At 77.1% G+C, this 24,331-nt stretch carries 16 protein-coding genes, 1 tRNA gene and 1 pseudogene; 7 read left to right on the top strand and 11 right to left on the bottom strand.

Features of this window, described 5'->3' with window-relative positions; translation table 11 throughout:
* Positions 1 to 148 precede the first annotated feature (148 nt).
* The 3 genes from WDV85_RS09855 to WDV85_RS09845 form a co-directional block, all read right to left on the bottom strand.
* Positions 149 to 622: a DUF779 domain-containing protein gene (locus tag WDV85_RS09855; RefSeq protein ID WP_339570443.1), complete on the bottom strand. Its 474-nt coding sequence runs from the start codon at positions 620 to 622 to the stop codon at positions 149 to 151.
* Positions 622 to 2,139: an acetaldehyde dehydrogenase ExaC gene (gene exaC / locus WDV85_RS09850; protein WP_339570442.1), complete on the bottom strand. Its 1,518-nt coding sequence runs from the start codon at positions 2,137 to 2,139 to the stop codon at positions 622 to 624. The genes WDV85_RS09855 and exaC overlap by 1 nt, the downstream gene beginning before the upstream one ends.
* A gap of 124 nt (positions 2,140 to 2,263) precedes the next feature.
* Positions 2,264 to 3,457 carry a transcriptional regulator gene (locus WDV85_RS09845; RefSeq protein ID WP_339570441.1) on the bottom strand — a complete coding sequence of 398 codons (1,194 nt, stop codon included), beginning with the start codon at positions 3,455 to 3,457 and terminating at the stop codon, positions 2,264 to 2,266.
* A gap of 202 nt (positions 3,458 to 3,659) precedes the next feature.
* Between WDV85_RS09845 and WDV85_RS09840 the strand changes: the two genes are divergently transcribed.
* Complete coding sequence (locus WDV85_RS09840) at positions 3,660 to 5,312, top strand: amidase family protein (RefSeq protein ID WP_339570440.1); 1,653 nt, start codon at positions 3,660 to 3,662, stop codon at positions 5,310 to 5,312.
* Between the two features lie 63 nt (positions 5,313 to 5,375).
* Here WDV85_RS09840 and serA read toward each other — a convergent pair whose 3' ends face one another.
* Positions 5,376 to 6,572 (bottom strand): phosphoglycerate dehydrogenase, encoded by a 1,197-nt coding sequence (gene serA / locus WDV85_RS09835; protein WP_339570439.1) that lies wholly within the window; start codon positions 6,570 to 6,572, stop codon positions 5,376 to 5,378.
* 304 nt (positions 6,573 to 6,876) lie between these two features.
* Here serA and WDV85_RS09830 point away from each other — a divergent pair, with 304 nt between their 5' ends.
* Genes WDV85_RS09830 through WDV85_RS09820 form a run of 3 tightly spaced genes read left to right on the top strand, consistent with a single transcriptional unit; the run spans position 6,877 to position 10,300 of the window.
* A complete protein-coding gene (locus WDV85_RS09830) occupies positions 6,877 to 7,866 on the top strand; it encodes a putative selenate ABC transporter substrate-binding protein (protein WP_445263285.1) in 990 nt (329 codons plus the stop codon).
* A 17-nt stretch (positions 7,867 to 7,883) separates the two neighbouring features.
* Positions 7,884 to 8,627, top strand: coding sequence for a phosphonate ABC transporter ATP-binding protein (locus tag WDV85_RS09825; protein ID WP_339570437.1), 744 nt, complete (start codon positions 7,884 to 7,886; stop codon positions 8,625 to 8,627).
* Complete coding sequence (locus tag WDV85_RS09820; RefSeq protein WP_339570436.1) at positions 8,624 to 10,300, top strand: PhnE/PtxC family ABC transporter permease; 1,677 nt, start codon at positions 8,624 to 8,626, stop codon at positions 10,298 to 10,300. Before WDV85_RS09825 ends, WDV85_RS09820 begins: the two co-directional genes overlap by 4 nt.
* A 6-nt stretch (positions 10,301 to 10,306) precedes the next feature.
* On the opposite strand, the gene WDV85_RS09815 is transcribed toward WDV85_RS09820, so the two are convergent.
* The 3 genes from WDV85_RS09815 to WDV85_RS09805 all read right to left on the bottom strand — a co-directional run bounded on the left by WDV85_RS09815 (position 10,307) and on the right by WDV85_RS09805 (position 14,108).
* Positions 10,307 to 12,562: a selenocysteine-specific translation elongation factor gene (locus WDV85_RS09815; RefSeq protein ID WP_339570435.1), complete on the bottom strand. Its 2,256-nt coding sequence runs from the start codon at positions 12,560 to 12,562 to the stop codon at positions 10,307 to 10,309.
* 3 nt (positions 12,563 to 12,565) lie between these two features.
* Positions 12,566 to 13,942 (bottom strand): L-seryl-tRNA(Sec) selenium transferase, encoded by a 1,377-nt coding sequence (gene selA / locus WDV85_RS09810; RefSeq protein WP_339570434.1) that lies wholly within the window; start codon positions 13,940 to 13,942, stop codon positions 12,566 to 12,568.
* A 73-nt stretch (positions 13,943 to 14,015) separates the two neighbouring features.
* Positions 14,016 to 14,108 (bottom strand) — tRNA-Sec (locus WDV85_RS09805).
* A 107-nt stretch (positions 14,109 to 14,215) separates the two neighbouring features.
* Here WDV85_RS09805 and selD point away from each other — a divergent pair.
* The gene (gene selD, locus WDV85_RS09800; protein ID WP_339570433.1) at positions 14,216 to 15,238 is read left to right on the top strand and encodes a selenide, water dikinase SelD; all 1,023 of its coding nucleotides are present in this window, start codon (positions 14,216 to 14,218) and stop codon (positions 15,236 to 15,238) included.
* 110 nt (positions 15,239 to 15,348) lie between these two features.
* On the opposite strand, the gene nrfD is transcribed toward selD, so the two are convergent.
* The 3 genes and pseudogenes from nrfD to fdh form a co-directional block, all read right to left on the bottom strand.
* Positions 15,349 to 16,605: an NrfD/PsrC family molybdoenzyme membrane anchor subunit gene (gene nrfD / locus WDV85_RS09795; RefSeq protein WP_339570432.1), complete on the bottom strand. Its 1,257-nt coding sequence runs from the start codon at positions 16,603 to 16,605 to the stop codon at positions 15,349 to 15,351.
* Positions 16,602 to 17,615, bottom strand: a complete 1,014-nt coding sequence (locus tag WDV85_RS09790; protein ID WP_445263284.1) for a 4Fe-4S dicluster domain-containing protein — start codon at positions 17,613 to 17,615, stop codon at positions 16,602 to 16,604. The genes nrfD and WDV85_RS09790 overlap by 4 nt, the downstream gene beginning before the upstream one ends.
* Before the next feature lie 314 nt (positions 17,616 to 17,929).
* Positions 17,930 to 21,184: pseudogene (fdh, locus tag WDV85_RS09785) on the bottom strand (formate dehydrogenase); the annotation flags it as partial.
* A 283-nt stretch (positions 21,185 to 21,467) separates the two neighbouring features.
* On the opposite strand from fdh, the gene WDV85_RS09780 reads away from it, so the two are divergent.
* Complete coding sequence (locus tag WDV85_RS09780) at positions 21,468 to 22,139, top strand: NAD(P)H-binding protein (RefSeq protein WP_339570430.1); 672 nt, start codon at positions 21,468 to 21,470, stop codon at positions 22,137 to 22,139.
* Positions 22,140 to 22,248: 109 nt separating this feature from the next.
* Here the strand turns inward: WDV85_RS09780 and WDV85_RS09775 are convergent, their stop codons facing one another.
* Positions 22,249 to 23,145 carry a LysR family transcriptional regulator gene (locus WDV85_RS09775; protein ID WP_339570429.1) on the bottom strand — a complete coding sequence of 299 codons (897 nt, stop codon included), beginning with the start codon at positions 23,143 to 23,145 and terminating at the stop codon, positions 22,249 to 22,251.
* A 107-nt stretch (positions 23,146 to 23,252) separates the two neighbouring features.
* Here WDV85_RS09775 and WDV85_RS09770 point away from each other — a divergent pair, with 107 nt between their 5' ends.
* A complete protein-coding gene (locus WDV85_RS09770) occupies positions 23,253 to 23,987 on the top strand; it encodes an aspartate/glutamate racemase family protein (protein WP_339570428.1) in 735 nt (244 codons plus the stop codon).
* Positions 23,988 to 24,331: the final 344 nt, after the last annotated feature.

The raw sequence follows: 24,331 nt of genomic DNA, 5'->3' as shown, positions 1-24,331 counted from the left end.
GGGCGCCGGCGGGGATGACCCGCCGGCGCCCCCGCGCTCCGTCCCTGCCTGCCGCCCCCGCGCTCCGCCCCCGCGCTCCGTCCCCGGGCCCCGTCGTCGGGGGTGCGGCCCCCGCCGCCGCCGCGGGGGTGGCGGCGGCGGGGCGCCCTCACCCGCCCGCGACGACCTCGGGCAGCGCCAGCTCCTCCTCGGTGAGCAGCCGGGAGCGGATGAGGAAGCGCACGCCCTCGGGCGCCTCGACGCTGAACCCGGACCCGCGGCCGGGGACGACGTCGACGGTCAGGTGCGTGTGCCGCCAGTAGCCGTACTGGGACGCCGACATCCAGAACGGCGCCCCGGCGACCTCACCGAGCAGGACGTCGCCCGCGCCGGTGAGGAAGTCGCCCTGCGGGTAGCACATGGGCGAGGAGCCGTCGCAGCAGCCGCCGGACTGGTGGAACATCAGCGGCCCGTGCCGCCCGCGGAGGCGCTCGAGCAGCGCGGCCGCCTCCGGCGTGATGTCGACGCGCGAGGCGGGGCGCCCCGCGAGCGCCGCCGCCTCGACGACCTCGGCCCCCTCCGCCGCCGGGTCGACGGCGGAGGGGGCGTCGGCGGAGGGGCCGGTCGGGGAGCCGGCCGGCATCAGAAGAACCCGAGCTTGTCGGGGGAGTAGGAGACGAGGAGGTTCTTCGTCTGCTGGTAGTGGTCGAGCATCATCTTGTGGTTCTCGCGCCCGATGCCCGAGGCCTTGTACCCGCCGAACGCCGCCCCCGCCGGGTACGCGTGGTAGTTGTTCACCCACACCCGGCCGGCCTCGATGCCGCGGCCCAGCCGGTAGGCGGCGTTGGTGTCGCGGCTCCAGACGCCGGCGCCGAGCCCGTAGAGGGTGTCGTTGGCGAGGCGCAGGGCGTCGGCGTCGTCGGAGAAGCGCGTCACCGCGAGCACCGGCCCGAAGATCTCCTCCTGGAAGACCCGCATCGAGTTGCTGCCCTCGAAGATCGTCGGCTCGACGTAGTAGCCGCCCTCGTAGCCCTCGACGGCGCGCTGCGACCCGCCGGTGCGGACGGTGGCGCCCTCGTCGCGGCCGATCTGCAGGTAGCTGAGGATCTTCTCGAGCTGGTCGTTGCTCGCCTGCGCGCCGACCATCGTCGCCGGGTCGAGCGGGTCGCCGGTGACGATGGCCTCGACCCGGGCGACGGCCCTCTCCATGAAGGCGTCGTAGATCGACTCGTGGACGAGGGCGCGCGACGGGCAGGTGCACACCTCGCCCTGGTTGAGGGCGAACATCGCGAAGCCCTCGAGCGCCTTGTCGAAGAAGGCGTCGTCGGCCGCCATCACGTCGGCGCGGAAGATGTTGGGGCTCTTGCCGCCCAGCTCGAGGGTGACCGGGATGATGTTCTGGCTGGCGTACTGCATGATCAGCCGGCCCGTCGTCGTCTCGCCCGTGAAGGCGACCTTGGCGATGCCGGTGTGCTGCGCCAGCGGCTTGCCCGCCTCGACGCCGAAGCCGTTGACGACGTTGAGCACGCCGTCGGGCAGCAGGTCGGCGATGAGCTCGACGACCTTGAGGATGGACGCGGGCGTCTGCTCCGCGGGCTTGAGGACGACGCAGTTGCCGGCCGCGAGCGCCGGCGCGAGCTTCCACGCCGCCATGAGGATGGGGAAGTTCCAGGGGATGATCTGGCCGACCACGCCCAGCGGCTCGTGGAAGTGGTAGGCGACCGTGTCGTGGTCGATCTCGCCGATCGAGCCCTCCTGGGCGCGGATCGCGCCGGCGAAGTAGCGGAAGTGGTCGACGGCCAGCGGCAGGTCGGCGGCCAGCGTCTCGCGCACCGGCTTGCCGTTCTCCCAGGTCTCGAGGACGGCGAGCTCCTCGAGGTGCTCCTCGATGCGGGCGGCGATCGCCAGCAGGAGGTTGGAGCGCTCGGTGACCGACGTGCGCCCCCAGACCTGCGCCGCGCCGTGGGCCGCGGAGACGGCGAGGTCGATGTCGGCGGACGTGCCGCGGGCGACCTTGACGAAGGGCTTCCCGTCGACGGGGGAGATGTCGTCGAAGTACTCGCCGTGCACGGGCGGCGTCCACTTGCCGCCGATGAAGTTCTCGTAGACCTCGGGGACCGAGACGATCGAGCCCTCGGCCCCGGGACGGGTGTAGGCCATGACGTGCCCTCCAGCGTCGTGCGCGCCCGTCGTCGGTGACGGGCGCCGTGCGGCGGACGGTAGGGCGGCGAGGTTGGCCGGAGGTTGGTCCGCAGGGCGCCCCCCACCCGGTCGGAGGAACGGCTCAGCGCGCCTCGGGCGAGCCGAGCACGCGGCGGACGACGTGCGGGTCCGCGCCGGAGGTGGCCGCGTAGGTGAGCGCGACGCGACGGTCACGAGTCGCGAGGACGGCGTCGCGCAGCCCGGCGGACAGCTCGGCGTCCACGCGGCGCAGGAAGGGGGAGTCGGTGCCGCCCGCGCCGGCGAGCACCTCCCCGCCCCAGGCGTCGGCCGCCCCGACGGGGTCGCCGGCGCGCAGGCGCCGGCGGACGACGTCGACGTCGCTCGTGCACGGCAGCAGCAGCCGGTAGGGGCGCGAGCCGATCGCCCCGCCGAGCAGGGAGCGCAGGTGGCTCACCTCGGCCTTGAGGGTCGAGCGGCTCACGGGGGCGTCGCCGTAGACGGCGTCGTGGAGGGCGTCGGCGACCAGCCCGTCAGGGGACAGGGCGAGGACGGCGAGGACCTCCAGCTGGCGTCGGGTGAGGTGCAGCGGGCGCCCGTCGAGCGCGGCGCGCCCGGCACCGAGCAGGGAGAGCCGCAGCGCGCCGGCGGGGCGCGGGGCGGCGGCCCCGGAGCGCGCCGCCGCGGCCACCTCGTGGGAGAGCAGCGCGGCCATGGCCCGCGCCGTCGTCAGGCCGAGGGGGTGCGAGCGCTCCCAGGTCGTCGACAGGTCCAGCACCCCGAGGGGGACGCCGTGCGGGTCCAGCACCGGGGCGGCCCAGCACACCCAGCCCTGGACGGCCGGGGCGTAGTGCTCGGCGGACCAGACGGTCGCCGGGCCGGCGGTCCGCAGGGCGAGGTCGAGGGCGTTGGTGCCGACGCTCGCCTCGTCCCAGCGGCCGCCGGCCACGAAGTTCACCCGCTCGGCGCGCTCGCGCATGACCCGGCCGCCGCAGGTCCACAGGATGCGGGCGCCCGGGTCCGTCACGGCGACGACGAGGTCGCCGTCGTCGGCGACGGCGCGCAGCTCCTCCTCGAGGACCCCGACGGCGCGCTGCAGGGGGGAGGCGCGCCACGCCTCCTCGGTGGCGGCCTCGTCGGAGAGCGGGGCGGAGGAGAGGTCGTCGTCGACGGTGCGCAGGCTGCGCCGCCAGCTGGCGCGGATGACGTCGCGCACCGGCGTGGCGCCGGCCTCGCCGGGTGCCGCCTCGACGAGGGCGCGCCCCCGCGCGCGGACGAGCTGCGCCCGGCGCTCCCGGGCGTCCGCTGCCGTGGTCATCGTCCGACCTCCGCACCCCGCGACAGTGCGGGAGCCGCACGGTACCGCCGCGGCGCTGCGCGACGGGCGACTTCCCGGCGCCCGCCGCAGCTCATGGCCCCACTTCACCCGTGACAGCCCCGGAACAGAGCGGACAGACCCACCATGTCGGGCACGTCGGCACGACGTCCGACGCCCCACCCGTCCACCGCAGGAGCAGCCCATGGCCCGCACCACGCCCGCCACCCACCGCCGCACCCGACGGGCGGGCGCCTCGCTCGCCGTGGCCGCCGCGCTCGCCGCCGGGGCGGCCGCCTCGGCGGTCCCCGCGACGTCGTCCGCGCCGCCGCGCCCCCCGGCGCTGGGGGGCGTCGACCTGGACACCGCCGGCCTCACCGAGGTGAGCGCCGCGCTGGCGGAGGGACGGACCACGTCGGCCCGCCTGGTGCGGGCCTACCTGCTGCGGATCGACGCCCTGAACAGCCGGGGGCCGGCGCTCAACGCCGTCCGCTCGGTCAGCACCGGCGCAGCGGCCCAGGCGCGCGCGCTCGACCGCGAGCGTCGGACGAGCGGGCCGCGGGGTCCCCTCCACGGCGTCCCCGTGCTGCTCAAGGACAACATCGACGTGGCGGGGCTGCCCACCACCGCGGGCTCCGTGGCCCTCGCGGGCAGCACGCCCGACCGGGACGCGTTCGTGACGGCGCAGCTGGAGGCGGCCGGGGCGATCGTCCTCGGCAAGACCAACCTCACGGAGTTCGCCAACTTCATGACGACCGGGATGCCGGGCGGCTACAGCTCGCTCGGCGGGCAGGTCCTCAACCCGTACGACACCTCGGACTCGCCCAGCGGGTCGAGCGCCGGGTCGGGCTCGGCGGCAGCCGCCGGGCTGGCCGCGGCGACGGTGGGCACGGAGACGTCGGGGTCGATCCTGTCGCCCGCACGGGCCAACAGCGTCGTGGGGATCAAGCCCACCGTCGGGCTCGTCAGCCGCAGCGGCATCGTGCCGATCTCCGCCACGCAGGACACGGCCGGTCCCATGACGCGCTCGGTCGCCGACGCCGCCGCGCTCCTGACGGGGATGACCGGCGTCGACCCCGAGGACCCGGCGACCGCGGCGAGCGCCCCCTACGCCGGCACGGACTACACCGAGGCCCTGTCCACCGACGCGCTGGACGGCGCCCGCCTGGGCTACCTGCCCGTGACCAGCGACCCGCCGTCCGTCGCCGACCAGGTCTACCTCGACGCGCTCGACGTGCTGCGCGCGCAGGGGGCCGAGCTCGTCGAGGTCGAGGTCGGCGGGACGAGCGCCCCCAGCATCCTCACCTACGAGTTCGAGCGGGACCTCGACGCCTACTTCTCCCGGCTGCCGGACGGACCGGTCCGCTCCCTCGAGGACGTCATCGCCTACAACGAGGGGCACCCGCAGGAGGCGCTGAAGTTCGGGCAGCGCCTGCTGGAGGCGTCCGCCGCGGTGGACCTGTCGGACCCCGCCACCGCCGCGGCGTACGAGGCGGCCCGCGACCAGGGGCTGGAGGAGACCCGGGCCGCCATCGACTCCGCGCTCCGGCGGCTGGACGACGACCCGTCGGACGACCTGGACGCCGTCGTGTCCGCCTCGAGGACGACGGGGGTGGGCGCCCGGGCCGGCTACCCGTCCGTCATCGTCCCCGCGGGGTACGCGCAGGGCGTCGGGCGCGACCCCGTGGGCCTCGTCTTCCTCGGCTCGGCCTGGGAGGAGGCGGAGCTCATCGGCCTGGCCTCGGACTTCGAGGAGGCCGCCGACGCCTGGGCGCCCCCGACGGTGGTGAACCCGGCGGCCTTCCGCTGCACGGCGGTGGACCGGTCGTCGGCGTACGAGGCGTCCTGCCCGCCGTGACCACCGCCCCGGACCGGGGGGTGCGCTCGTCGCCTCCCGGCCCGGCGCGGGCGGCGGACCACCTCAGACGACGAGCAGCCGCACCGTCTCGGGCATCGCACGGAGGGCCTCGACGACCTCGGGCGTGACGCCGTCGGCGACGTCGGTGACGGCGTAGCCGAAGGCGCCGCGCGTGGTGAGCAGCTGCCCGTCGACGTTGACGCCGTGCTCGGCGAGCACGCGGTTGACGGTCGCGAGGACGCCGGGGACGTTGCGGTGGAGGTGGGCCAGGCGGGCCGTCCCGGGCACGCGGTCGAGCGCGACGGCCGGCAGGTTGACGGACAGGCTCGTGCTGCCGGTGCGCAGGTAGTCGCGCAGCTTGGTGGCGACGAAGCGGCCGATGTCCTCCTGCGCCTCCTCCGTCGACCCGCCGATGTGCGGGGTGAGGATGACGTTGGCCAGGCCGCGCAGCGGCGAGGCGAAGGCGTCGCCGCGCTTCTTGGGCTCCTCGGGGAAGACGTCGATCGCCGCTCCGGACAGGTGGCCGCTCGTCACCGCGTCGGCGAGCGCGTCGTGGTCGAGGACGAAGCCGCGCGAGAGGTTGAGGAAGACGGCGCCCTCGCGCATCTGCGCCAGCTGCTCGCGGCCGAAGAAGCCGGCGTTGCCCGACCGCCCGTCGACGTGCAGCGTGACGACGTCGCTGTGGCGCAGCAGGCTCTCGAGGTCGGGCGCCCGGCGCGCGTTGCCCAGCGCCAGCTTCTCGGCGGTGTCGTAGTAGACGACGGACATGCCGAGGGCCTCGGCGACGACCGACAGCTGGCTGCCGATGTTGCCGTAGCCGACGATGCCGAGCGTGCGGCCGCGCACCTCGTGGCTGCCCTCCGCCGACTTGTCCCAGACGCCCGCGTGCAGCGTCGAGTCCTTGACCGTCAGCCGGCGGGTCAGCGCGATGATCTCGGCGATCGCGAGCTCGACGACGCTGCGGGTGTTGGAGAAGGGCGCGTTGAAGACGGCGACGCCCCGGGCCGCCGCCGCGTCGAGGTCGATCTGGTTGGTCCCGATGCAGAAGGCGCCGACGGCCTGCAGGCCGGGGGCCTGCGCGAGGACGCGCTCGGTGACCTGCGTCTTGGAGCGGATGCCGAGCACCGCCACGCCCTGGAGCGCCTCGACGAGCTCGTCCTCGTCCATCGCGCCGCCGTGCTCGACCGGCGTGACGCCGGAGCCGGCGAGGATGGTCGAGGCCTGGGGGTGCAGGTTCTCCAGCAGGAGCGCGCGAGCCATGCGCCGATCATCGCCGAGGGCCGCGCGGGGCCGTGGCGCGGGTCCGGACGCTGGACGCGCACGCGGGCGGTCGCCCCGGGAGGTGGGCCCGGGAGGTGGGCCCGGGAGGTGGGCCCGGGAGGCGGGCCCGGGAGGTGGGTCCGGGGAGGTGGCCCGCCCGGGGCCGCGGCGGTGGGCCACGATGGCGCCGTCCGCTCCCACGACCTCCGGAGGTCACCGTGACCGTCACCGCCCGCGCCCTGCCCACGACGACGTGAGGGGCCGTGACGTCGCCCGGTCGGGTGGCCTCGAGCTCGAGCCGTCCCTGCAGCACTCCTCCTCTGCTCCCGCGAGCCTCCTCGCCGCGCCCACCCGCCGGCGGCTGCTCGCCGGTCTGGGCGCCGGTCTGGGCGCCGCCGCGGCCGCCGGAGCCCTCGCCGCCTGCGGCGGCCGCACCTCACCGGTGTCCCCGGCCGCCGACCCCTCGCCCGCCGGTCCCTCGGCCTCGTCCGGCGGTGCCCTGATGATCGGTGCGATCCCGGACCAGGACCCCGAGATCCTCCAGCGCCTCTACGGCCTCGTCGCCGACTCGATGGCCGAGGCCACCGGCCTCGCCGTCACCTACCGGCCCGTCACCGACTACGCCGCCGCGGTCTCGCTCTTCCGCACCGGCGACCTCGACCTCGTGTGGTTCGGCGGCCTCACCGGGGTGCAGGCCCGGCGCCAGACGCCGGGCGCCGTCGTCGTCGCCCAGCGCGACATCGACGAGGACTTCCGGTCCGTCTTCGTCGTCAACGAGGCCACGGGCCTCGCCCCGTCGCAGGACCTCACCGCGCTCGCCGACCTGCGCTTCACCTACGGCAGCCAGACCTCGACGTCCGGCTTCCTCATGCCCGCCTCCTTCCTCACCGAGCAGGGCGTCGACCCGCGCGGCTTTCCCGGCGGCCCCGGCTACAGCGGCTCCCACGACGCGACGCTCCAGCTCGTCGCCTCCGGGAGCTACGAGGCCGGCGTGCTCAACGAGCAGGTGTGGGTGGCGCGCTCGGAGGCCGGGGAGGTCGACCCGGCGGTGCGGCTCTTCTCCCGGACGCCGCCGTACCACGACTACCACTGGCTGCTCGGCCCGGACGCGGTGGAGCGGCTGGGGGAGGACCTGCCCGAGCGGCTGCAGGACTACTTCCTCGGGCTGTCCGCCGACGACCCCGACGACGCCCGCGTGCTCGAGCTCTTCGGCGCCGGGTCCTTCGTCGAGGCCCGCGCGTCCGACTACGCCCGGATCGAGGCCGTCGGCGAGCAGCTCGGGCTGCTCCGCTGACCGGCGTCGACCCGGGCGTGCCGGCCGTCCGGCTGCGCGACGTCGAGGTCCGCCTCGGCCGCACCCGGGCCCTCGCCGGCGTCGACCTCGTCGTCGGCGCCGGCGAGCGGGTCGCCGTCGTCGGGTCGTCGGGGGCCGGGAAGTCCACGCTCCTGCGGCTCCTCACGGGGGCCGTGCGGCCGGCGACCGGGACCGTGGAGGTGCTGGGGCACGACCTCGCCGGGCTGCCGCCGCGCGAGCTGCGCCGCCTGCGCGCCCGCGTGGGCACCGTGCACCAGCACCTCGACCTCGTGGGCGCGCTGCGCGTGGTGCACGACGTCAACGCGGGGCGCCTCGGCACGTGGCCGACGTGGCGCGCGGCCCTGTCGCTGCTGCGGCCGCAGGGCGTCCCCGAGGTCGCGGCCGCGCTCGCCGAGGTGGGGCTGGCCGACCGCCTCTACGACCGCACCGACCGGCTCTCGGGCGGGCAGCAGCAGCGGGTCGCCGTGGCGCGCGTCCTGCTCCAGCAGCCCGACCTCGTGCTCGCCGACGAGCCGGCCTCGGCGCTCGACCCCGCGCTGACCGACCGGACCATGGTGCTGCTGCGCGACGTCCTCGAGCGTCGGGGCGGGGCGCTGCTGGCCTCGCTGCACGACCCGGGGGTGGCGCTGCGGCACTGCACCCGCGTGGTGGGCCTGGCGCAGGGGCGGGTCGTGCTCGACGCGCCGGCGCCGGCTCTGACGGCGGCCGACCTCACCGCCTTCTACGGGGCGCCCCGGTGAGCGCCCCCTCGCGCGCCGGGGCGGGCGCCTCGGTCGGTGCCCCGGTCGAGGCACCGGCTGGCGGTGGGGACGCCGGGACGCCGGTGCCGCGGCTGCGCCGCTCGCGCGCCCGGTGGGCGTGGGGCGTCGGGGCGGGCGTCCTCCTCCTGTGGTCCCTCGCCGGGGCGGGCGTGTTCTCCGGCGAGGTCCTCAACCCCGCCGGCGCGCGCCAGCTCGCTCGCTTCGGGGCGGGCGCGCTCGCGCCCGACCTCTCATCGGACTTCCTGCGGCTCCTCCTCGGCAGCACGCTCGTCACCGTCGCCTACGCCGCCCTCGGCGCGGGGCTCGCCGTGGCGGCGGGCGCGCTCGGCGCCCCGCTGCTGGCTCGCAGCACGTGGGGACCGCGCCGGGCCGGACGGCTGCTCGCGCGGGGGGCGGTCGCGGTACCGCGCGGCCTGCACGAGGCGGTGTGGGGCCTGCTGCTGCTCAACGTGCTGGGGCTCGACCCCTGGGTCGGCGTCCTCGCCATCGCCGTGCCCTACGGCGCCGTGACGGCCAAGGTCTTCGCCGACCTCCTCGACGAGGCGCCCCGCGAGGCGCACGACGCGCTGGTCGCCGCCGGCGCCGGGCGCACCACGGCGCTGCTCTACGGACTGTGGCCGCAGGCCGCCGGCGGCCTCCTCGCGTACGCCTTCTACCGCCTCGAGTGCGCGGTCCGCTCCGCCGTCGTGCTCGGCCTCATCGGGGCGGGGGGCCTGGGCTACCAGCTCTCGCTGTCCTTCGCCTCGCTGCGGTGGGACCAGGTGTGGACCTGCGTCTACGCGCTGACGGCGCTGTGCGTGGCCGCCGTCGTCGCCGGTCGGGCCGTGCGCCGGCGGATCGCCGACCCCCCGGCCCCGCCGGGTGACCGGTTGCGTCGCGACCCCGTCCTGGTGGCGGCGGGGGTCGCCGTTCCCGCGCTGGTGGCCTGGTCGGCCTGGTACCTGGCGGTCTCGCCCGCGGCGCTCGTCGACGACCGCGCCCGCGAGCAGCTGGCCTTGCTCGTCTCCGCCGCGTGGCCGCCGGACGTCTCGGGCCCGCTGCTCGTCGCGCTCGCCGGAGCCGCCGTGGTGACGGTGCAGACCTCGGTCGTGGCCGTCGCCCTGGCGACGGCGGGGGCGGTGCTCCTGGCCGGGCTCACCACCCGCCCGGCGCACCGCGTCGCGGTCCCGCGGGCCCTCGCCGGCGTCCTCGTGCGGACGGCGCTGCTCGTCCTGCGCGCGGTGCCCCCGCCGGTGTGGGCCCTCGTGCTGCTCTTCGTCCTGCGCCCGGGCGTCCTGCCGGGGGCGCTGGCGCTCGGCGTCTACACGCTCGGGGTGATGGGGCGGCTGACGGGCGAGGCCCTCGAGGAGCTGGACCGCCGGCCCGCCGACGCGCTCACCGCGCTCGGTGCCTCGGGAGCCGCCGCGCGCCTCTACGGCGTCGCGCCCCGCGCCGTCGGACCGGTGCTCGCGCTCGCGCTGTACCGCTGGGAGGTCGCCGTCCGCGACACCGTGCTCGTCGGGCTCCTCGGCGCCGGCGGCCTCGGCGCCCTGCTGGCCCTCCAGCTGGCCGTCTTCGACTGGCCGGCGGTCACCACGACGCTCGTCGTCGTCGTCGCGCTGACCCTCGCCGTGGACCTCGTCAGCGACCGCGCCCGCGCCGTCCTGCGCTGACGGGCCTCAGCGCAGCCGGCGCCGGTCGTCCGGCTGGCGCGCGGTGCGCCCGCTCGCGTCCAGCGCCTCGAGCAGCGGCAGGGCCACCCGCCGGCTCGTGCCCCAGGCCTGCCGGGCCTCGCTGGTCGTGAAGGGCGACGGCAGGGCGGCCAGCGCGGCGGCCGCCGCGTCGAGGGCGCCCGGCGCGAGGACGACGTCGCCCACGCGGACCAGGGCGCCGACCCGCACGGCTGCCCCGAGCTCGCGCGGCCCCAGGCCGAGGTCGCGCAGGCGGTGCGCCTCCGGGGCGCGGAAGGGCTCGGCGCGCAGGTCGGCCAGGACCTCCCGCACCGCGGCGGCCACCGGCGGCGGCAGCTGGTCGACCGCCTCCGGCGCGGCGGAGGGGCGGCCCGTGGGCGAGGGGGCGGCGGGGGAGCGCTGGGCGGTCTGCGCCGCGTCGGCGGGGGCGCCGCGGCCGGCCGCAGGAGGGCCGGCGGCGGGAGCGCCGGGTCGGGGGCGAGGGCCCGGTGACGGCGCGGGACCGCCCGCCTGGCGCGGCGACGGCGCGGGACCGCCCGCTGGGCGCGGCGACGGCGCGGGACCGCCCGCCGGGCGCGGCGACGGCGGGACGGGCCGGGGCCGAGCGGGGCCGGGCCGGGCGGAGGGCGACGGAGCGGGCCTCGGCGAGGCCGGCGTCGGAGGCGCGGGCGTCGGCGGCGCGACGGTCGCCGGGGCGGGCGCCACCAGCCGCCCGTCGCGCTCGACGAGCACGTCCGCGGCCAGGAGCCGGACGACGTCGAGGTCCGGCACGCCCAGCCGGTGCCGGGCCGCCTCGAGCGGTGTGCCGCCCGCGAGCGGGTCCGCGGCCGCGTCGTGCGCCACCAGGTCGACGAGCCGCTGCCGCAGGGCGTCGCGCAGCCGCGGGTCGAGCACCTGCGACCCGGTGCCGCTGCGGCGCAACCGGTCTAGCACGAGGGCGGCCGGATGCCCGGCGCGGAGGAGGTCGGCGGCGGCGACGACGCCGCGCCGGCGGACCTCCTCGTCGAGGAGCGCCTCGTGCCGGGCGCGAGCGTCGGGGGCGGCGCCGTCGACGAGGAGCGCGGCCGGGACGGCGAGGTCGGCGGCGCGGGCCCGGGCGGCCCCGCGCCGGGTGAGCGGCGGCGGGTCGACGTCGAGGACGCGGACCCCGGCGAGGACGGCGCGGCGGCCCGGGTCGCGCAGCAGCCCGAGGTCGCCCGTGCGCAGGGGCAGCGGCGTCCGCAGGCGCAGCCGGACCACCTCGGGGCCGTCGCCGTCTCCGGTGCGACCCAGCGCACGCGGCCTCGCGCTCACCTGGGCGGCGCCGACGTGCAGGAGCGCCTCGAGGGGCAGGGCGTCGCGCCCGGCGCCGGCCGTGGCGGGGCCGTCGTCCGCGAGCGCCCGCGCGCGCACCGCGCCGGTGAGCACGACGTCCACCTCGGAGGTGAGCCGGGCGCTGCCGGGGGCCAGGAGGGCGCTGCCGCGGGGCACGTCACCGGCGGACGCGCCCCGCAGGTTGACCGCCACGCGGGCGGGCCCGGCCACCTCCGGGCGCGGCTCCTCGAGGGACTGCAGGCCGCGGACCCGCACCGACCGGCGCTCGCCGTCGGGCGTCACGGCCTCGAGCTCGTCGCCGGCGCGCAGGACGCCCTCGGGCAGGGTGCCCGTGACGACGGTGCCGGCGCCGCGGATGGTGAACGAGCGGTCGAGCCACAGGCGCGGCGGCGCCCCGGGGTCGGCCGGGGGCAGCCCGCGCACGAGGCGCACGACGGCGGCGCGCAGCGCGTCGGTCCCGGCGCCCGTGCGGGCGCTCACCACGACGGACGGGGAGCCCGCGAGCGAGGTGCCGGCCAGGCGCTGCGCGACGTCGGCGGCGGTGGCCGCGGCCCCGGCCGCGTCGACGAGGTCGGCCCGGCTGACGACGACGAGGCCGGAGCGCACGCCGAGGGCGTCCAGGGCGTCGAGGTGCTCCTGCGACTGGGGCATCCACCCGCCGTCGGCCGCGACGACGAGGAGGACGGCGGGCACGGGGCCGACCCCGGCGAGCATGGTGGGGACGAAGCGCTCGTGCCCGGGCACGTCGACGAGCGCCACGCGCTCGGCGCCGCCGGCGCCGTCGTCCAGGTCGGTCCAGGCGAACCCGAGGTCGAGGGTGAGCCCGCGGCGCTGCTCCTCGGCCCAGCGGTCCGGCTCGCGGCCGGTGAGCGCGCGGACGAGGGCGGACTTGCCGTGGTCGACGTGCCCGGCGGTGGCGAGGACGTGCACCGCTCAGGCCCCCGCGGGCGCCGCGGCGCGGACGGTCGCCAGGGCGCGCAGCGCGGCCCCGACGAGCTGCGCGTCGTCCTCGGGCGCCAGGGAGCGCAGGTCGAGCAGGCACCGTCCGGCCTCGGTGCGGGCGACCACGGGGGGCGTGCCGGCGCGCAGGGCCGCCGCGGCGCGGGCGGGCAGGCTCACGGCCGCGCTCGGCAGGGGCAGCTCGGGGGCCCCGCCCCCGCCGACGGCGGCGTCGCTGGCGACGACGACCGCGTCGTGCCCGGCGGACGCCAGCGCCTCCGCCACGGCCTCGGCACGGGCGCGGACCTGCTCGAGCGGCGCCTCCAGCGCGGCGCGGACCGGGACGACGGGGCCGCGCAGGGTCGCCTCGAGCGCGGCGAGGACGAGCTTGTCGACGCGCAGCGCGCGGGCCAGCGGGTGGCGGCGCAGCTGCTCGACGAGCTCCGCGCGGCCCAGCAGCAGCCCCGCCTGGGGGCCGCCGAGCAGCTTGTCGCCGCTGGAGGTGACGAGGTCGGCGCCCGCGCGCAGGGCGGTCGCGGCGTCGGGCTCGTCGGGCAGGAGGGGGTGCGGTTCGAGGAGACCCGAGCCGGTGTCGACGACCACGGGCACGCGGCGCCCGAGCCGCCCGGCGGCCTCGTCGACGACGGCGGACAGGCCCGCGACGTCGACGTCCGCGGTGAAGCCCCGGACGACGAAGTTCGACGGGTGGACCTTGAGCACCATGCCGGTCTCGGGGCCGAGGGCGTCGGCGTAGTCCCGGGGAGCCGTGCGGTTCGTCGTCCCGACCTCGCGCAGCCGCGCGCCCGTCGAGACGAGGAGGTCGGGCAGGCGGAAGCCGTCACCGATCTCCACCATCTCGCCGCGGCTGACGACGACCTCGCGGCCGGCGGCCAGGGCCGTCGCGGCGAGCACGAGGGCCGCCGCGCCGTTGTTGACGACGTGGACGCCGCCGGCGTCGGGGACGGCCGCGGCGAGCGCCGCCGTGGCGTCGCGCCCGCGGCGACCGCGCGCCCCCGTGGCGAGGTCCAGCTCGACGTCGGTCGTCCCCGCGGCGGCGGCGAGCGCCTCGACCGCGGCGGCCGACAGGGGCGCCCGGCCGAGGTTGGTGTGGAGGATGACGCCCGTCGCGTTGAGGACGGGCCGCAGGCTCGCCGCCGTGGCGGGCAGGGCCGCGAGGACCTCGGGCACGACGTCCTCCGGCGCGACCTCACCGGTGCGCACGCGCTGCTGGACCCCCGTGACGACCTCCTTGACGAGCGCCCGCCCGAGCCGGTGCTGAGGCTCGGCGAGCGCGTCGTCGGCGAGGACGACGTCGGTCCGCGGCACCCGGCGGGCGGGGGAGCGCCGGTCGGAGGGTGCGGAGGTGCTCACGGGGCCGACTCTAGGTCGCGCCACGGCGGTGCCGGCGCTGGCCGTGCCCCTGCCCGGGACGAGGGGCGCGCGGCGGAGGCGGACGGGAATCGAACCCGCCAGACCGAGGTGCTCGGCCTCGTCGGTGTTGAAGACCGCGGGGCCCACCAGGAACCCAGACGCCTCCACGCGCGGGGACGAGTGTGCCGCACGCCCGCGGGTGCCGTGCAGTCCGGTCGGCCCCGGTCGTCGCGTCGCGGCGGCCCGGCGACCGGACGAGGCACACTCGCCCCTGTGACGGCGACGCCCCAGCAGACCGGTCGGCTCACCTCCTACGCCCACGGCGGGGGGTGCGCGTGCAAGATCCCGCCGGGCGAGCTGGAGGCGGTCCTCGCCGGCCTGCCCGGTCGGGGGACGGCGCCCGCGGGGGCCGGGACGCTGCTCGTCGGCCTCGACGACGGCGACGACGCCGCCGTCGTCACCTCGCCGGCCACGCCCGGCGTCGGCCTCGTGGCGACCGCCGACTTCTTCACGCCCGTCGTCGACGACCCCTACGACTGGGGCCGCATCGCGGCGACCAACGCCCTGTCGGACGTCTACGCCATGGGCGGGACGCCGCTCGTCGCCGTCAACCTCCTGTGCTGGCCGCGCGACCTCCTGCCGATGGAGGTGGCGGCCGAGGTGCTGCGCGGCGGCGCCGACGTCGGCCGGCTCGCCGGGTGCCACGTCGCGGGCGGCCACAGCGTCGACGACCCCGAGCCCAAGTACGGCATGGCGGTGACCGGCCTCGTCGACGTCGAGCGCCTGCTGCGCAACGACGCCGGCGTCGCCGGGGTGCCGCTGTCGCTCACCAAGCCGCTGGGCGTCGGCGTCCTCAACAGCCGGCACAAGGCGACCGGCGAGGTCTTCCCGCAGGCGGTGGAGGCGATGACGACGCTCAACGCGGAGGCCTCGCGCGCCGCCGTGGCCGCGGGCGCCCGGGCGGCCACGGACGTCACCGGGTTCGGCCTGCTCGGCCACCTGCTGAAGATGGCGCGCGCCAGCGGCGTCGACGCCGTCGTGGACGCCGCGGCGGTGCCCTACCTCGACGGCGCCCGCGACGCGCTGCGCGACGGGCACGTCTCCGGGGGGACGCGCCGCAACCTCGACTGGGTGCGCCCCCACCTCGCGAGCCGGCTGCCCGAGGACGAGCTGCTCCTGCTCGCGGACGCCCAGACCTCCGGCGGGCTCCTCGTGGCGGGCGAGGTGCCCGGCGCGCCCGTGGTCGGCGAGCTCGTGCCCCGCCGCGGCGCCGCGGTCGAGGTGCACGTGCGCTGACCACTCCGAGCGCTACGCCGTCGAGCCTCCAGCGGTGGGCTCTCATGACCTGGTCCCAGGTCCGGGCCCGCACGAGCGGGCCCGGACGGGTCGGGGCGCGCCCCGCCGTGTCAGGCCGCGGAGCCCACCCGACCAGGGTCCTGGCCCTCCGCGGCAGCGGCGGCCTCGGCCTGGGCGCGGCGACGCGCCTCGAGGCGCTCCCGCTGGGGCACGACGGTGTACTTCGGGTCGCGGGCCGACGCCATGCCCGCCTCGAAGACGCCGAAGCGCGTGAGCAGCGAGCCGGCGTTGAGCGCCAGGCCCGACGCCACCCCGACGGCGCGCGAGCGGCCGGCGAAGAGGGCGCCGACGGCACCCACGGCCGTCAGGGCCTTGGCGGCCTTGAGCCACCGCCCCTGGCGTCCGATCGTGTAGGGCTCCCCGACGAGACCGGTGCGGTGCTCCATCCGGTGGCTCAGGCCGAGCTCGAGCGCGGCACCGGCGACGGCGGCGCGCCGCGCCGGGCCGGCCTCGTGGACGGGCGCGGCGATCATGCCGAGCCCTCCGGCGGCGGCCATGCCCGACCCGGCGAAGACGAAGGGCAGCTCCGGGTACGACTCGTGCCACGTCGGCACCGCGGTGTCGGCGATGAGCACGGCCGTGTAGGTCGCGAGCGGCGGCCCGAGGACGGCGGCGGCGACGCCGGACGCTCGCCCCACCGGCCCGACGATCGGCAGGAGCGGCGCGAGGCGGGGGAGGCGCCCCGAGGCCAGCAGCGGGCCGCCGACCTCCGCCGCCGCGGCGACGCCGGCGAAGGCGCTGTACGGCGAGAGGATCCAGCTGCCCACGCTCAGCGGCGACGTGACCTTGAAGACGCGCAGCATGTTGAGGAAGCGGCTGGGCATGCCCAGGTCGTGGATGAGCGCCACCACGCTGCCGATGCTGCCGATCGAGCCGGCCAGGCGGGCCGTGCGCCGCAGCACCGGTCGCCCGGTCGCGTCCGCGAGCGCTCCGATGACCGAGCTCGAGCCCGCGAGCCCGCCGAGGTAGAGGTACAGCGGGACGTCCGGCACCTTCCACGTGGGCGTGTGGATGACCTGCCGGCCGTAGTACGACTGGAACTCGGCCTCGGGGACCATGAGCTCCTCGGCGCCGCGGCGCCGACGCCGCGACGCCCCGGGCCGACCCCGGTCCTGCGGGCCGCCCGTCAGCGTCCCCTGCTCGCTGGGCGTCGTCGTCAGCTGGTCCCAGCCGTGGCGCTCCCCGCGGTCCGGCGTCGGCCCCTCGCCCGGGGCGGGCGCCTCGCCGTCGCGGGGCTCACCGGCGCTGGCCGGCATCCCGCGCTCGGCGTCGCGACGCTCCGCCCCACCGCGCTCGCGGGCGCTCACCGGCGGGCCCCGAGGAAGGAGAGGGCGAGCGCGCCGAGCATCGTGCCCGCCGCCATGGCGGCGTGCTTCCACATGTCCGGTAGGTCGCGCGTCGTCACCACCGGGTCCGGCGGCAGGCCGTAGACCTCCGGGTCGTCGAGGAGGAGGAAGAAGGCGCCGTCGCCGCCCACGCCGTCCTCGGTGTCGTGGCCGTACAGCTGCACCTTCAGCTCGCCCTTCTCCTGCAGGACGGCGAGCCGCTCGTCGGCCCGGCGCCGCAGCTCGTCCACGGGGCCGAACTGGATGGACTCCGTCGGGCACGCCTTGGCGCAGGCGGGGGTCATGCCCTCGCCGAGCCGGTCGTAGCAGAGCGTGCACTTGTGGGCGCGGCCCGTGGACTCGCGCTTGCCGATGACGCCGTAGGGGCAGGCCGGGATGCAGTAGCCGCAGCCGTTGCAGACGTCGTCCTGGACGACGACGGTGCCGAACTCCGTGCGGAACAGCGCGCCCGTGGGGCAGACGTCGAGGCAGGCGGCGTTGGTGCAGTGCTTGCAGACGTCGGAGGCCATGAGCCAGCGGACGCCCTCGGGCGAGCCCGAGGGGCCCTGCTCACCGGCGCCGGCGGACGGCGCGGGCAGCGAGCCCGGGTCGGTGGCCGTGCCCTCGAGGGAGGACAGGACGTCGAAGTCGCCCATGTCGGCGACCGGGGGGAGCCCGCCGGAGGACGCCCCGCCGCCGGAGCCGCAGCCCCCGCCGCCCGAGCCGCACCCGCCTCCGCCGCCGGGCGCGGCGGCCGGCGCCGGGCCCGGGCCGATGCCCGGCATCCCGAGGCCGACCGGGGCCCGCTGCGGCACGGGCTGCTCGACGAAGGCGACGTGGCGCCACGTCGACCCGCCGAGCATCGAGCTGTTGTCGTACGAGGTGCCGGTGAGGTCCATCTCCCCGGTGGCGGGGACCATGTTCCACTCCTTGCACGCCACCTCGCAGGCCTTGCAGCCGATGCAGACGCTGGTGTCCGTGAAGAAGCCCATGCGGGGCGGGTGGTCGGCGTCGTAGCCGGTGCCGTCCGCGGGTGACGGGGTGTCGAAGAACCCCGTCCGGTGCCCGCCGGTCGTGGGCCTGCTGTCCGTGCTGGCGCTCACGCCGTGCTCCCTCGGTGGTCCGTGCGGTCGTCCTTCGGGCCGTCGGACCCCGGTCGGGCCGTGCCCGAGCCGCCCGACTCCTCGTCGGCGCCCCGTGCCGGCCCTCCGGGCCCGCCGCGGGCGACGGTCCCGTCCGGGTCCGCCTGCGCCCCGGCGTCCGCGGGCACGAGCGTCCCGCCCCGCGCCGAGGCGACGTCGCGGTCGTCCGGCAGGCCCGCCCGGCGTCGGTAGCTCGCCACGTGCTCGACGAGCGCCGACCCCCGCGGACGGCGGCCCGGGCGGATGTCGCAGGTGCCGACCTTGTCCTGGATGTGGGTGTTGGCGTCGAGGGCGATCTCGACGAGCTCGTTGGCCGCGTCACCGGTCGAGAGGCCGTTCGGGCCCCAGTGCCACGGCAGCCCGATCTGGTGCACGACCTCGCCGCCCACCCGCAGGGGCCGCATGCGCTCGGTGACCATGACGCGGGCCTCGATCGCGCTGCGCCCGGACGTGAGCGTGGCCCAGCCCATGTGGTCCAGGCCCTGCATCCGGGCGAGCTCGGGGGACACCTCGCAGAACATCTCCGGCTGCAGCTCCGACAGGTACGGGAGCGTCCGGCTCATGCCGCCGGCCGTGTGGTGCTCGGTGAGCCGGTACGTCGTGAAGACGAAGGGGTAGACCCGGCTGCGGGCGGGGTTACGCCGGTTGCCCGGGACGTCGAAGTCCTGCCGGGTCGGGCTGTAGGTGACCTGCGGGTACACCGGGTTCCCGATGGGCGACTCGGTGGGCTCGTAGTGCGAGGGCATCGGCCCGTCGGCGACCCCGGAGGGCGCGAAGAGCCAGGCCTTGCCGTCGGACTGCATGACGAACGGGTCGGTGCCCGCTAGGGCGTCCGGCCCCTTCGCGCCCGCCGGCGGCACGTAGTCGGGCCGCTTCGTGGCCTCGAAGTCGGGGACGTCGTCCCCGGTCCAGCGGCCGGCCTCCTCGTCCCACCACACGAGCTTCTTGCGCTCGCTCCACGGCTTGCCCTGGGGGTCGGCCGAGGCGCGGTTGTAGAGCACGCGGCGGTTGGCCGGCCACGCCCAGCCCCACTCGGCGGCCGTGAGGTCCTGCTCCCAGCCCGGCCTGCGCCGCGCCGTCTGGTTGACCTCGTCGGCGTAGGCGCCGGAGTAGATCCAGCACCCGGACCGGGTCGAGCCGTCGTCCTTGAGCTCGGTGTACCCGGACACCGCCGACCCGTCGGGCCCGGTGCCGCTGATCTCGCGCAGCACCTCCTCGGCGCTGGGCTCCGCGTGCGGGCCCTCCGTCGAGTAGTCCCACGTGAGGTCGAGCAGCGCCCGGTCGTTGGGGTCGGTCGAGCCCGCCAGGCGCTCGCGGAGGATGCGCCCGAGGTGGAAGTAGAACCACAGCTCGCTGCGGGCGTCGTCCGGCGGCTCGACGGCCTTGTGGTGCCACTGCAGCAGGCGCTGCGTGTTGGTGAAGGTGCCGTCCTTCTCCACGTGGTTCGCCGACGGCAGGAAGAAGACCTCGGTGCCGATGTCCTCGGTCCGCAGCTCGCCCGTCTCGATCTCCGGGCCGTCCTTCCAGAACGTCGCCGTCTCGATCATCTGCATGTCGCGCACGACGAGCCACTCGATGTTCGCGAGGCCGAGGCGCTGCAGGCGGGCGTTGGCCGACCCGACGGCCGGGTTCTGGCCGACGACGAAGTAGCCGGGCACCTTGCCCGCGACCTGGTCGAGGACCGTCTGGTAGGTGCCGTGGTCGCCCGTCAGGCGCGGGATGCGGTCGAAGCAGAAGTCGTTCTCCGCCGTCGCCGCGTCGCCCCACCAGCTCTTGAGCATGCTCACGAGGTAGGCGCGGCTGTTGCCCCAGAAGCCCGTCGACGTCGTGTCCTGCGCGATGTAGCTGTCGAGGTCCAGGCCGTCGCGGGCGTAGGGCATCGGCAGGTAGCCGGGCAGGTTGTTGAAGAGCGTCGGGATGTCCGTGGAGCCCTGGATGCTGGCGTGCCCGCGCAGCGCCAGGATGCCGCCGCCCGGGCGGCCGACGTTGCCGAGCAGCGTCTGGAGGATGGCCGCCGTCCGGATCATCTGGGCGCCCACGGTGTGGTGGGTCCAGCCGACGGCGTAGGCGAGCGCCGTCGTCCGCTCCCGACCGCTGTTGCGGACGAGCGCGTCGGCGACGGCCGCGAGCTGCTCCGGCGAGATGCCGCAGGTCTCCTCGACCATCTCGGGCGTGTAGCGCGAGAAGTGCCGCTTGAGCAGCTGGAAGACGCAGCGCGGGTCCTGCAGCGTCTCGTCGCGCTGCTGGCGCTCGGGCACGCCGCCCGTGCTCAGCGCGTCGGCGCCGCCGGGGCCCTGCGAGCCCTGGTCGGCCGAGTCGGGCGAGCCGCCCTGGGGCTGCACGCCGGCGGCCTGCTCGGGGTCGCGCTGGCCCGAGGCGGCCGTCGTCGGCCCGGACGCGTACTGCCACGAGGCCGGGTCGTAGGCGCGCCGCTCCTCGTCGTAGCCGGAGAACAGGCCTTCGAGGTCCTCGGTGTCGCGGAAGTCCTCCGAGACGATCGTCGCGGCGTTGGTGTAGGCCACGACGTACTCGCGGAACTCGTGCCCGCCGGAGAGGACGTGGTTGACGAGCCCGCCGAGGAAGGCGATGTCGCTGCCGGCCCGGATGGGCACGTGCAGGTCCGCCACCGCCGACGTCCGCGTGAAGCGGGGGTCGACGTGGATGATCGTCGCGCCCTTGCGCTTGGCCTCCATCACCCACTGGAAGCCCACGGGGTGGGCCTCCGCCATGTTGCTGCCCTCGATGAGGATGCAGTCAGCGTTGGACAGGTCCTGCTGGTGCGTGGTCGCGCCGCCGCGGCCGAACGTGGTCCCCAGACCGGGGACCGTGGAGGAGTGTCATATGCGCGCCTGGTTCTCGACCTGCACGGCGCCGAGCGCCGTGTAGACCTTCTTCATGAGGTAGTTCTCCTCGTTGTCCAGCGTCGCGCCGCCCAGGCTCGCGAAGCCGAGGGTCCGCCGCAGGTGACGGCCCGACTCGTCCGTCTCCTGCCAGCCCTTGCGGCGGGCGTCGAGGACGCGGTCGGCGATCATCTCCATCGCGACGTCGAGGTCGAGGTCCTCCCACTCCGTGCCGTGGGGGCGGCGGTACTTCACCGTCGTCACGCGGCTGGGGGAGGTGACGAGCTGCGTGCTCGCGCTGCCCTTGGGGCACAGGCGACCGCGGCTGATGGGCGACGCCGGGTCGCCCTCGACCTGGACGACCTTCTCGTCCTTGACGTAGACCTTCTGGCCGCAGCCGACCGCGCAGAACGGGCAGACCGAGTCGGCCACCCGGTCCGCCGTCGCGGTGCGCGCGACCTTCGCCTCCGTCCCGCGCGATCGGACGGCGGCGCCCCGGCCCAGCGCGTCGCCGGCGCCGCGGCGCGCGGCCACGGCTTGGCGCAGCAGCGGCCAGGGCAGGTGCTCGATGACGGACATGGTGCTCCTCACGACCCGGCCCCGCTCCGACGCGGGACCTGCTGGGCTGGAGCCCCGCTCGCGGGCGCCCGGACTGGACGGCCACCGCGGGTGCTCCGGGAGCAGTTGACCCCACGGTCGCCGTGAGAGCAAGGGGGCGCGCCCGGGCGGCGGACCCCGGCGGGCCACCGCGCGGAACAGCGGGCCGCGTCGGGGTGCTGGGGCCGGGGTGGCCGCCCGCGGGCGGCCGAGAACCCGGCGGCGCCATCGCGCCGCCGCAGCACCCAGCAGCAGGAGGTACCCCGTGAAGGTCGTCATCGTCGGAGCGCACGGCGGCGTGGCCCGCCAGCTGACTCCCCGCCTCGTCGCCGGCGGCCACGAGGTCGTGGGCGTCGTCCGCAACCCCGACCACGTCGCCGACCTCGAGCAGGACGGCGCGTCCCCCGTCGTCCTCGACATCGAGACCGCGACGTCCGCGGACCTCGCCGAGCACGTGCGCGGCGCGGACGCCGTCGTCTTCTCCGCCGGCGCCGGCGGCAAGGGCGGGGCCCAGCGCAAGATCGACGTGGACCGGGACGGCGCCCTCAAGCTCGCCGACGCCGCGTCGGTCTCGGGCGTGCGCCGCTACCTGCTCGTCTCGGCCATGGGCCTGCAGGCCGTCGTGGACGGCGCGACGCCCGACGGCGTCGAGCCCGGCTTCGTCGACTACCTGCGGGCCAAGCTCGAGGCGGAGGACGCGCTGCGCTCGCGCCCCGAGCTCGACCTCACGGTGCTGCGCCCGGGGCACCTGCTCGACGACGAGGCCACCGGCCGCGTCGCGCTCTCGCGCAGCACCCTCGAGGTCGGCGGGGTGCCGCGCGCCGACGTCGCCGCCGTGCTGGCGGCGCTGCTGGCGGCGCCCGGGACGGCGGGGGAGACCCTCGAGCTCGTCTCGGGCGACGTGCCCGTCGAGGAGGCCGTGGCCGCCCTCGCCTGAGCGGTCGCCGTCCGCGGGCCCAGCGCCTCACGAGGTGCCGGGCCCGCGGTGCGTCCGGGGCCGCGCGGCCGGTCCCCGGCGCGACGAGGGGTGCGACGAGGGAGCCGGCTCAGGCGCCGTCGCCGTCGACCGACCGCGCCACCCGCTCCAGCTCGGCGACGAGGGCGCGCACCGCGGGGACGCGCCGCGCCTCGGGGCGCAGGAGCACCTCGACCACCCGGTCGTCGACCCCCTCGAGGGGCCCGGTGCTGACCCCCGGGAGGGCCGCTGCGCGCAGCGCCCACACCGGCAGGAGGGCCACCCCGAGCCCCGCGGCGACGAGGCGCTGGACGGCGACGTGGTCGTCCGTCGCGAGCCGCACGTCCGGGGTGAAGCGCGCGGTCGCGGCCGCCCGGACGAGGTGCGCGCGGCACCGCGGGCACCCCGCGACCCAACGCTCGTCGGCGAGGTCGCCGAGGCGGGTCGGCCGCGGCGCGCCGGCGCGGACGACGGCGTGGACGGCGTGGCTGCTGAGGGGGCGGCGCACGAGGTCGCCGGGCACCGGCTCGGGGTCCCCGACGTGGCGGAAGACGAGGGCGACGTCGGCCCGGCCCGCCCGCACGGCGTCCTCGGCCTCGGGCGGCTCGAGCTCGGCGAGGCGGACGTCGAGGTCCGGCGCCGTCGCGGCCAGCGCCGCGAGGGCCTCCGGCAGGACGAGCGCGGTGGCCGTCGGGAAGGCGGCGACCGCCACCTCGCCCCGCAGCAGGCCCGAGAGGGCCGCGAGGTCGTCCTGCGCCGCGCGCAGCACGCTCGCGAGGTCGGCGCCGCGGCGCGCCAGCAGGGCGCCCGCCTCGGTGAGGGCCGTGCCGCGGCCCTGCCGGACGACGAGCGCGGTCCCCGCCTCGGCCTCCAGCCGGACCACCTGCTGGCTCACGGCCTGCTGCGTCGTGCCCAGCCGACGGGCGGCCGCCGCGAGCGACCCCTCGTCGCCGACCGTGCGCAGGAGCAGCAGCCGGCGGGGGTCCACGCCGCCATGGTGCCCTCGGTGCGACGTCGGACCCAAGCAGCGCTTGGGGGAGGCCCCGGCCCTGCGCCCGTAGCGCGCGGCTGGTGCGGCGGGGGAGCGTGGCCGCCATGACGACGATCGGTGTCCTCGGCGGCATGAGCTGGGAGTCCAGCGCCCTCTACTACCGCCTGGCCAACGAGATGGTCCGTGAGAGCCGCGGCGGTCTGGCCAGCGCCGACCTGCTCCTGCGCAGCGTGGACTTCTCCGCCGTCCGTGAGATGCAGCTGGAGGACCGCTGGGACGACGCCGAGGCCCTCCTGCGCCGCGAGGGCCTGGCGCTGCAGGGGGCCGGTGCCGGCCTCGTCCTGCTGGCGACGAACTACATGCACAAGGCGGCGGGCCCCTTGGAGGAGGCCCTCGACGTCCCCTTCCTCCACCTGGCCGACGTCGTCGCGGCCGCCGCCCACCGCGCGGGGGCACGGGTCGTCGGCCTGCTGGGCGCGGGCGCGACCATGCGGGAGGGCTTCTACGCCGAGCGTCTGGCGCGCTCGGGGCTCGAGGTCGTGGTCCCCGACGCGCAGGGCATCGAGCGCGTCGACCGGGCGGTCTTCGACGAGCTCTGCCGCGGCGTGCTCTCCGACGCCACCCGCGCGGACCTGCGGGCCGTCGTCGCCGGACTGGTCGAGCGCGGGGCGCAGGCCGTCGCCCTCTCATGCACCGAGCTCGAGCTGCTGCTCACGCCTGAGGACGCGGCCGTGCCCCTGCTGCCGTCTGCCCGGCTCCACGTCGAGGCCGCGCTCGCGGCGACGGGGGCGGGCGAGGTGGCGCGCCCGTCCGGCCAGCAGACCGCCGCCTCCGTCTGAGGAGGCTCGACGCCGTCGCGAGACCTGCGTGCGTCGAGAGACGTCCGTCCGTCGGCTATGTCACCAGCGCGGCGAGGGCCCGCCGACGGCGTCGCCATCGCGAGGCCAGCGCCCGGCCTCGGGAGGCGTCGCCGTAGGAGGCCCCTTCTCCGGGCTTCGACCCGGACAGGTCTGCTGGGACGGCGGCGGAGGATCGACATCTCCTCGTCGCGGCGAGCACCTCCATGGCCAGTAGGGGGTCGGCAGTTGAGACGTTGTGGTCGCGACGGCAGAACGGCGCAGCCTGCACCCTGGTCGGCCGCCCCTGTATGAAGCCGACCCGAGGATGGGGAGAAGCGAGAGTG

The organism is Pseudokineococcus sp. 5B2Z-1 (genome assembly GCF_037482305.1).
Lineage (GTDB): Bacteria > Actinomycetota > Actinomycetes > Actinomycetales > Quadrisphaeraceae > Pseudokineococcus.
The sequence above is the reverse complement of the archived record's forward strand: the minus strand, read 5'-3'. Positions and strand labels throughout refer to the sequence as shown.

Coding starts and splice junctions, on each gene's coding strand:
- WDV85_RS09790 (WP_445263284.1), bottom strand. CDS start 17,615: ATGGGCTTCTTCACGGACACCAGCGTCTGCATCGGCTGCAAGGCCTGC.
- serA (WP_339570439.1), bottom strand. CDS start 6,572: ATGGCTCGCGCGCTCCTGCTGGAGAACCTGCACCCCCAGGCCTCGACC.
- WDV85_RS09845 (WP_339570441.1), bottom strand. CDS start 3,457: ATGACCACGGCAGCGGACGCCCGGGAGCGCCGGGCGCAGCTCGTCCGC.
- WDV85_RS09770 (WP_339570428.1), top strand. CDS start 23,253: ATGACGACGATCGGTGTCCTCGGCGGCATGAGCTGGGAGTCCAGCGCC.
- WDV85_RS09840 (WP_339570440.1), top strand. CDS start 3,660: ATGGCCCGCACCACGCCCGCCACCCACCGCCGCACCCGACGGGCGGGC.
- WDV85_RS09855 (WP_339570443.1), bottom strand. CDS start 622: ATGCCGGCCGGCTCCCCGACCGGCCCCTCCGCCGACGCCCCCTCCGCC.
- exaC (WP_339570442.1), bottom strand. CDS start 2,139: ATGGCCTACACCCGTCCCGGGGCCGAGGGCTCGATCGTCTCGGTCCCC.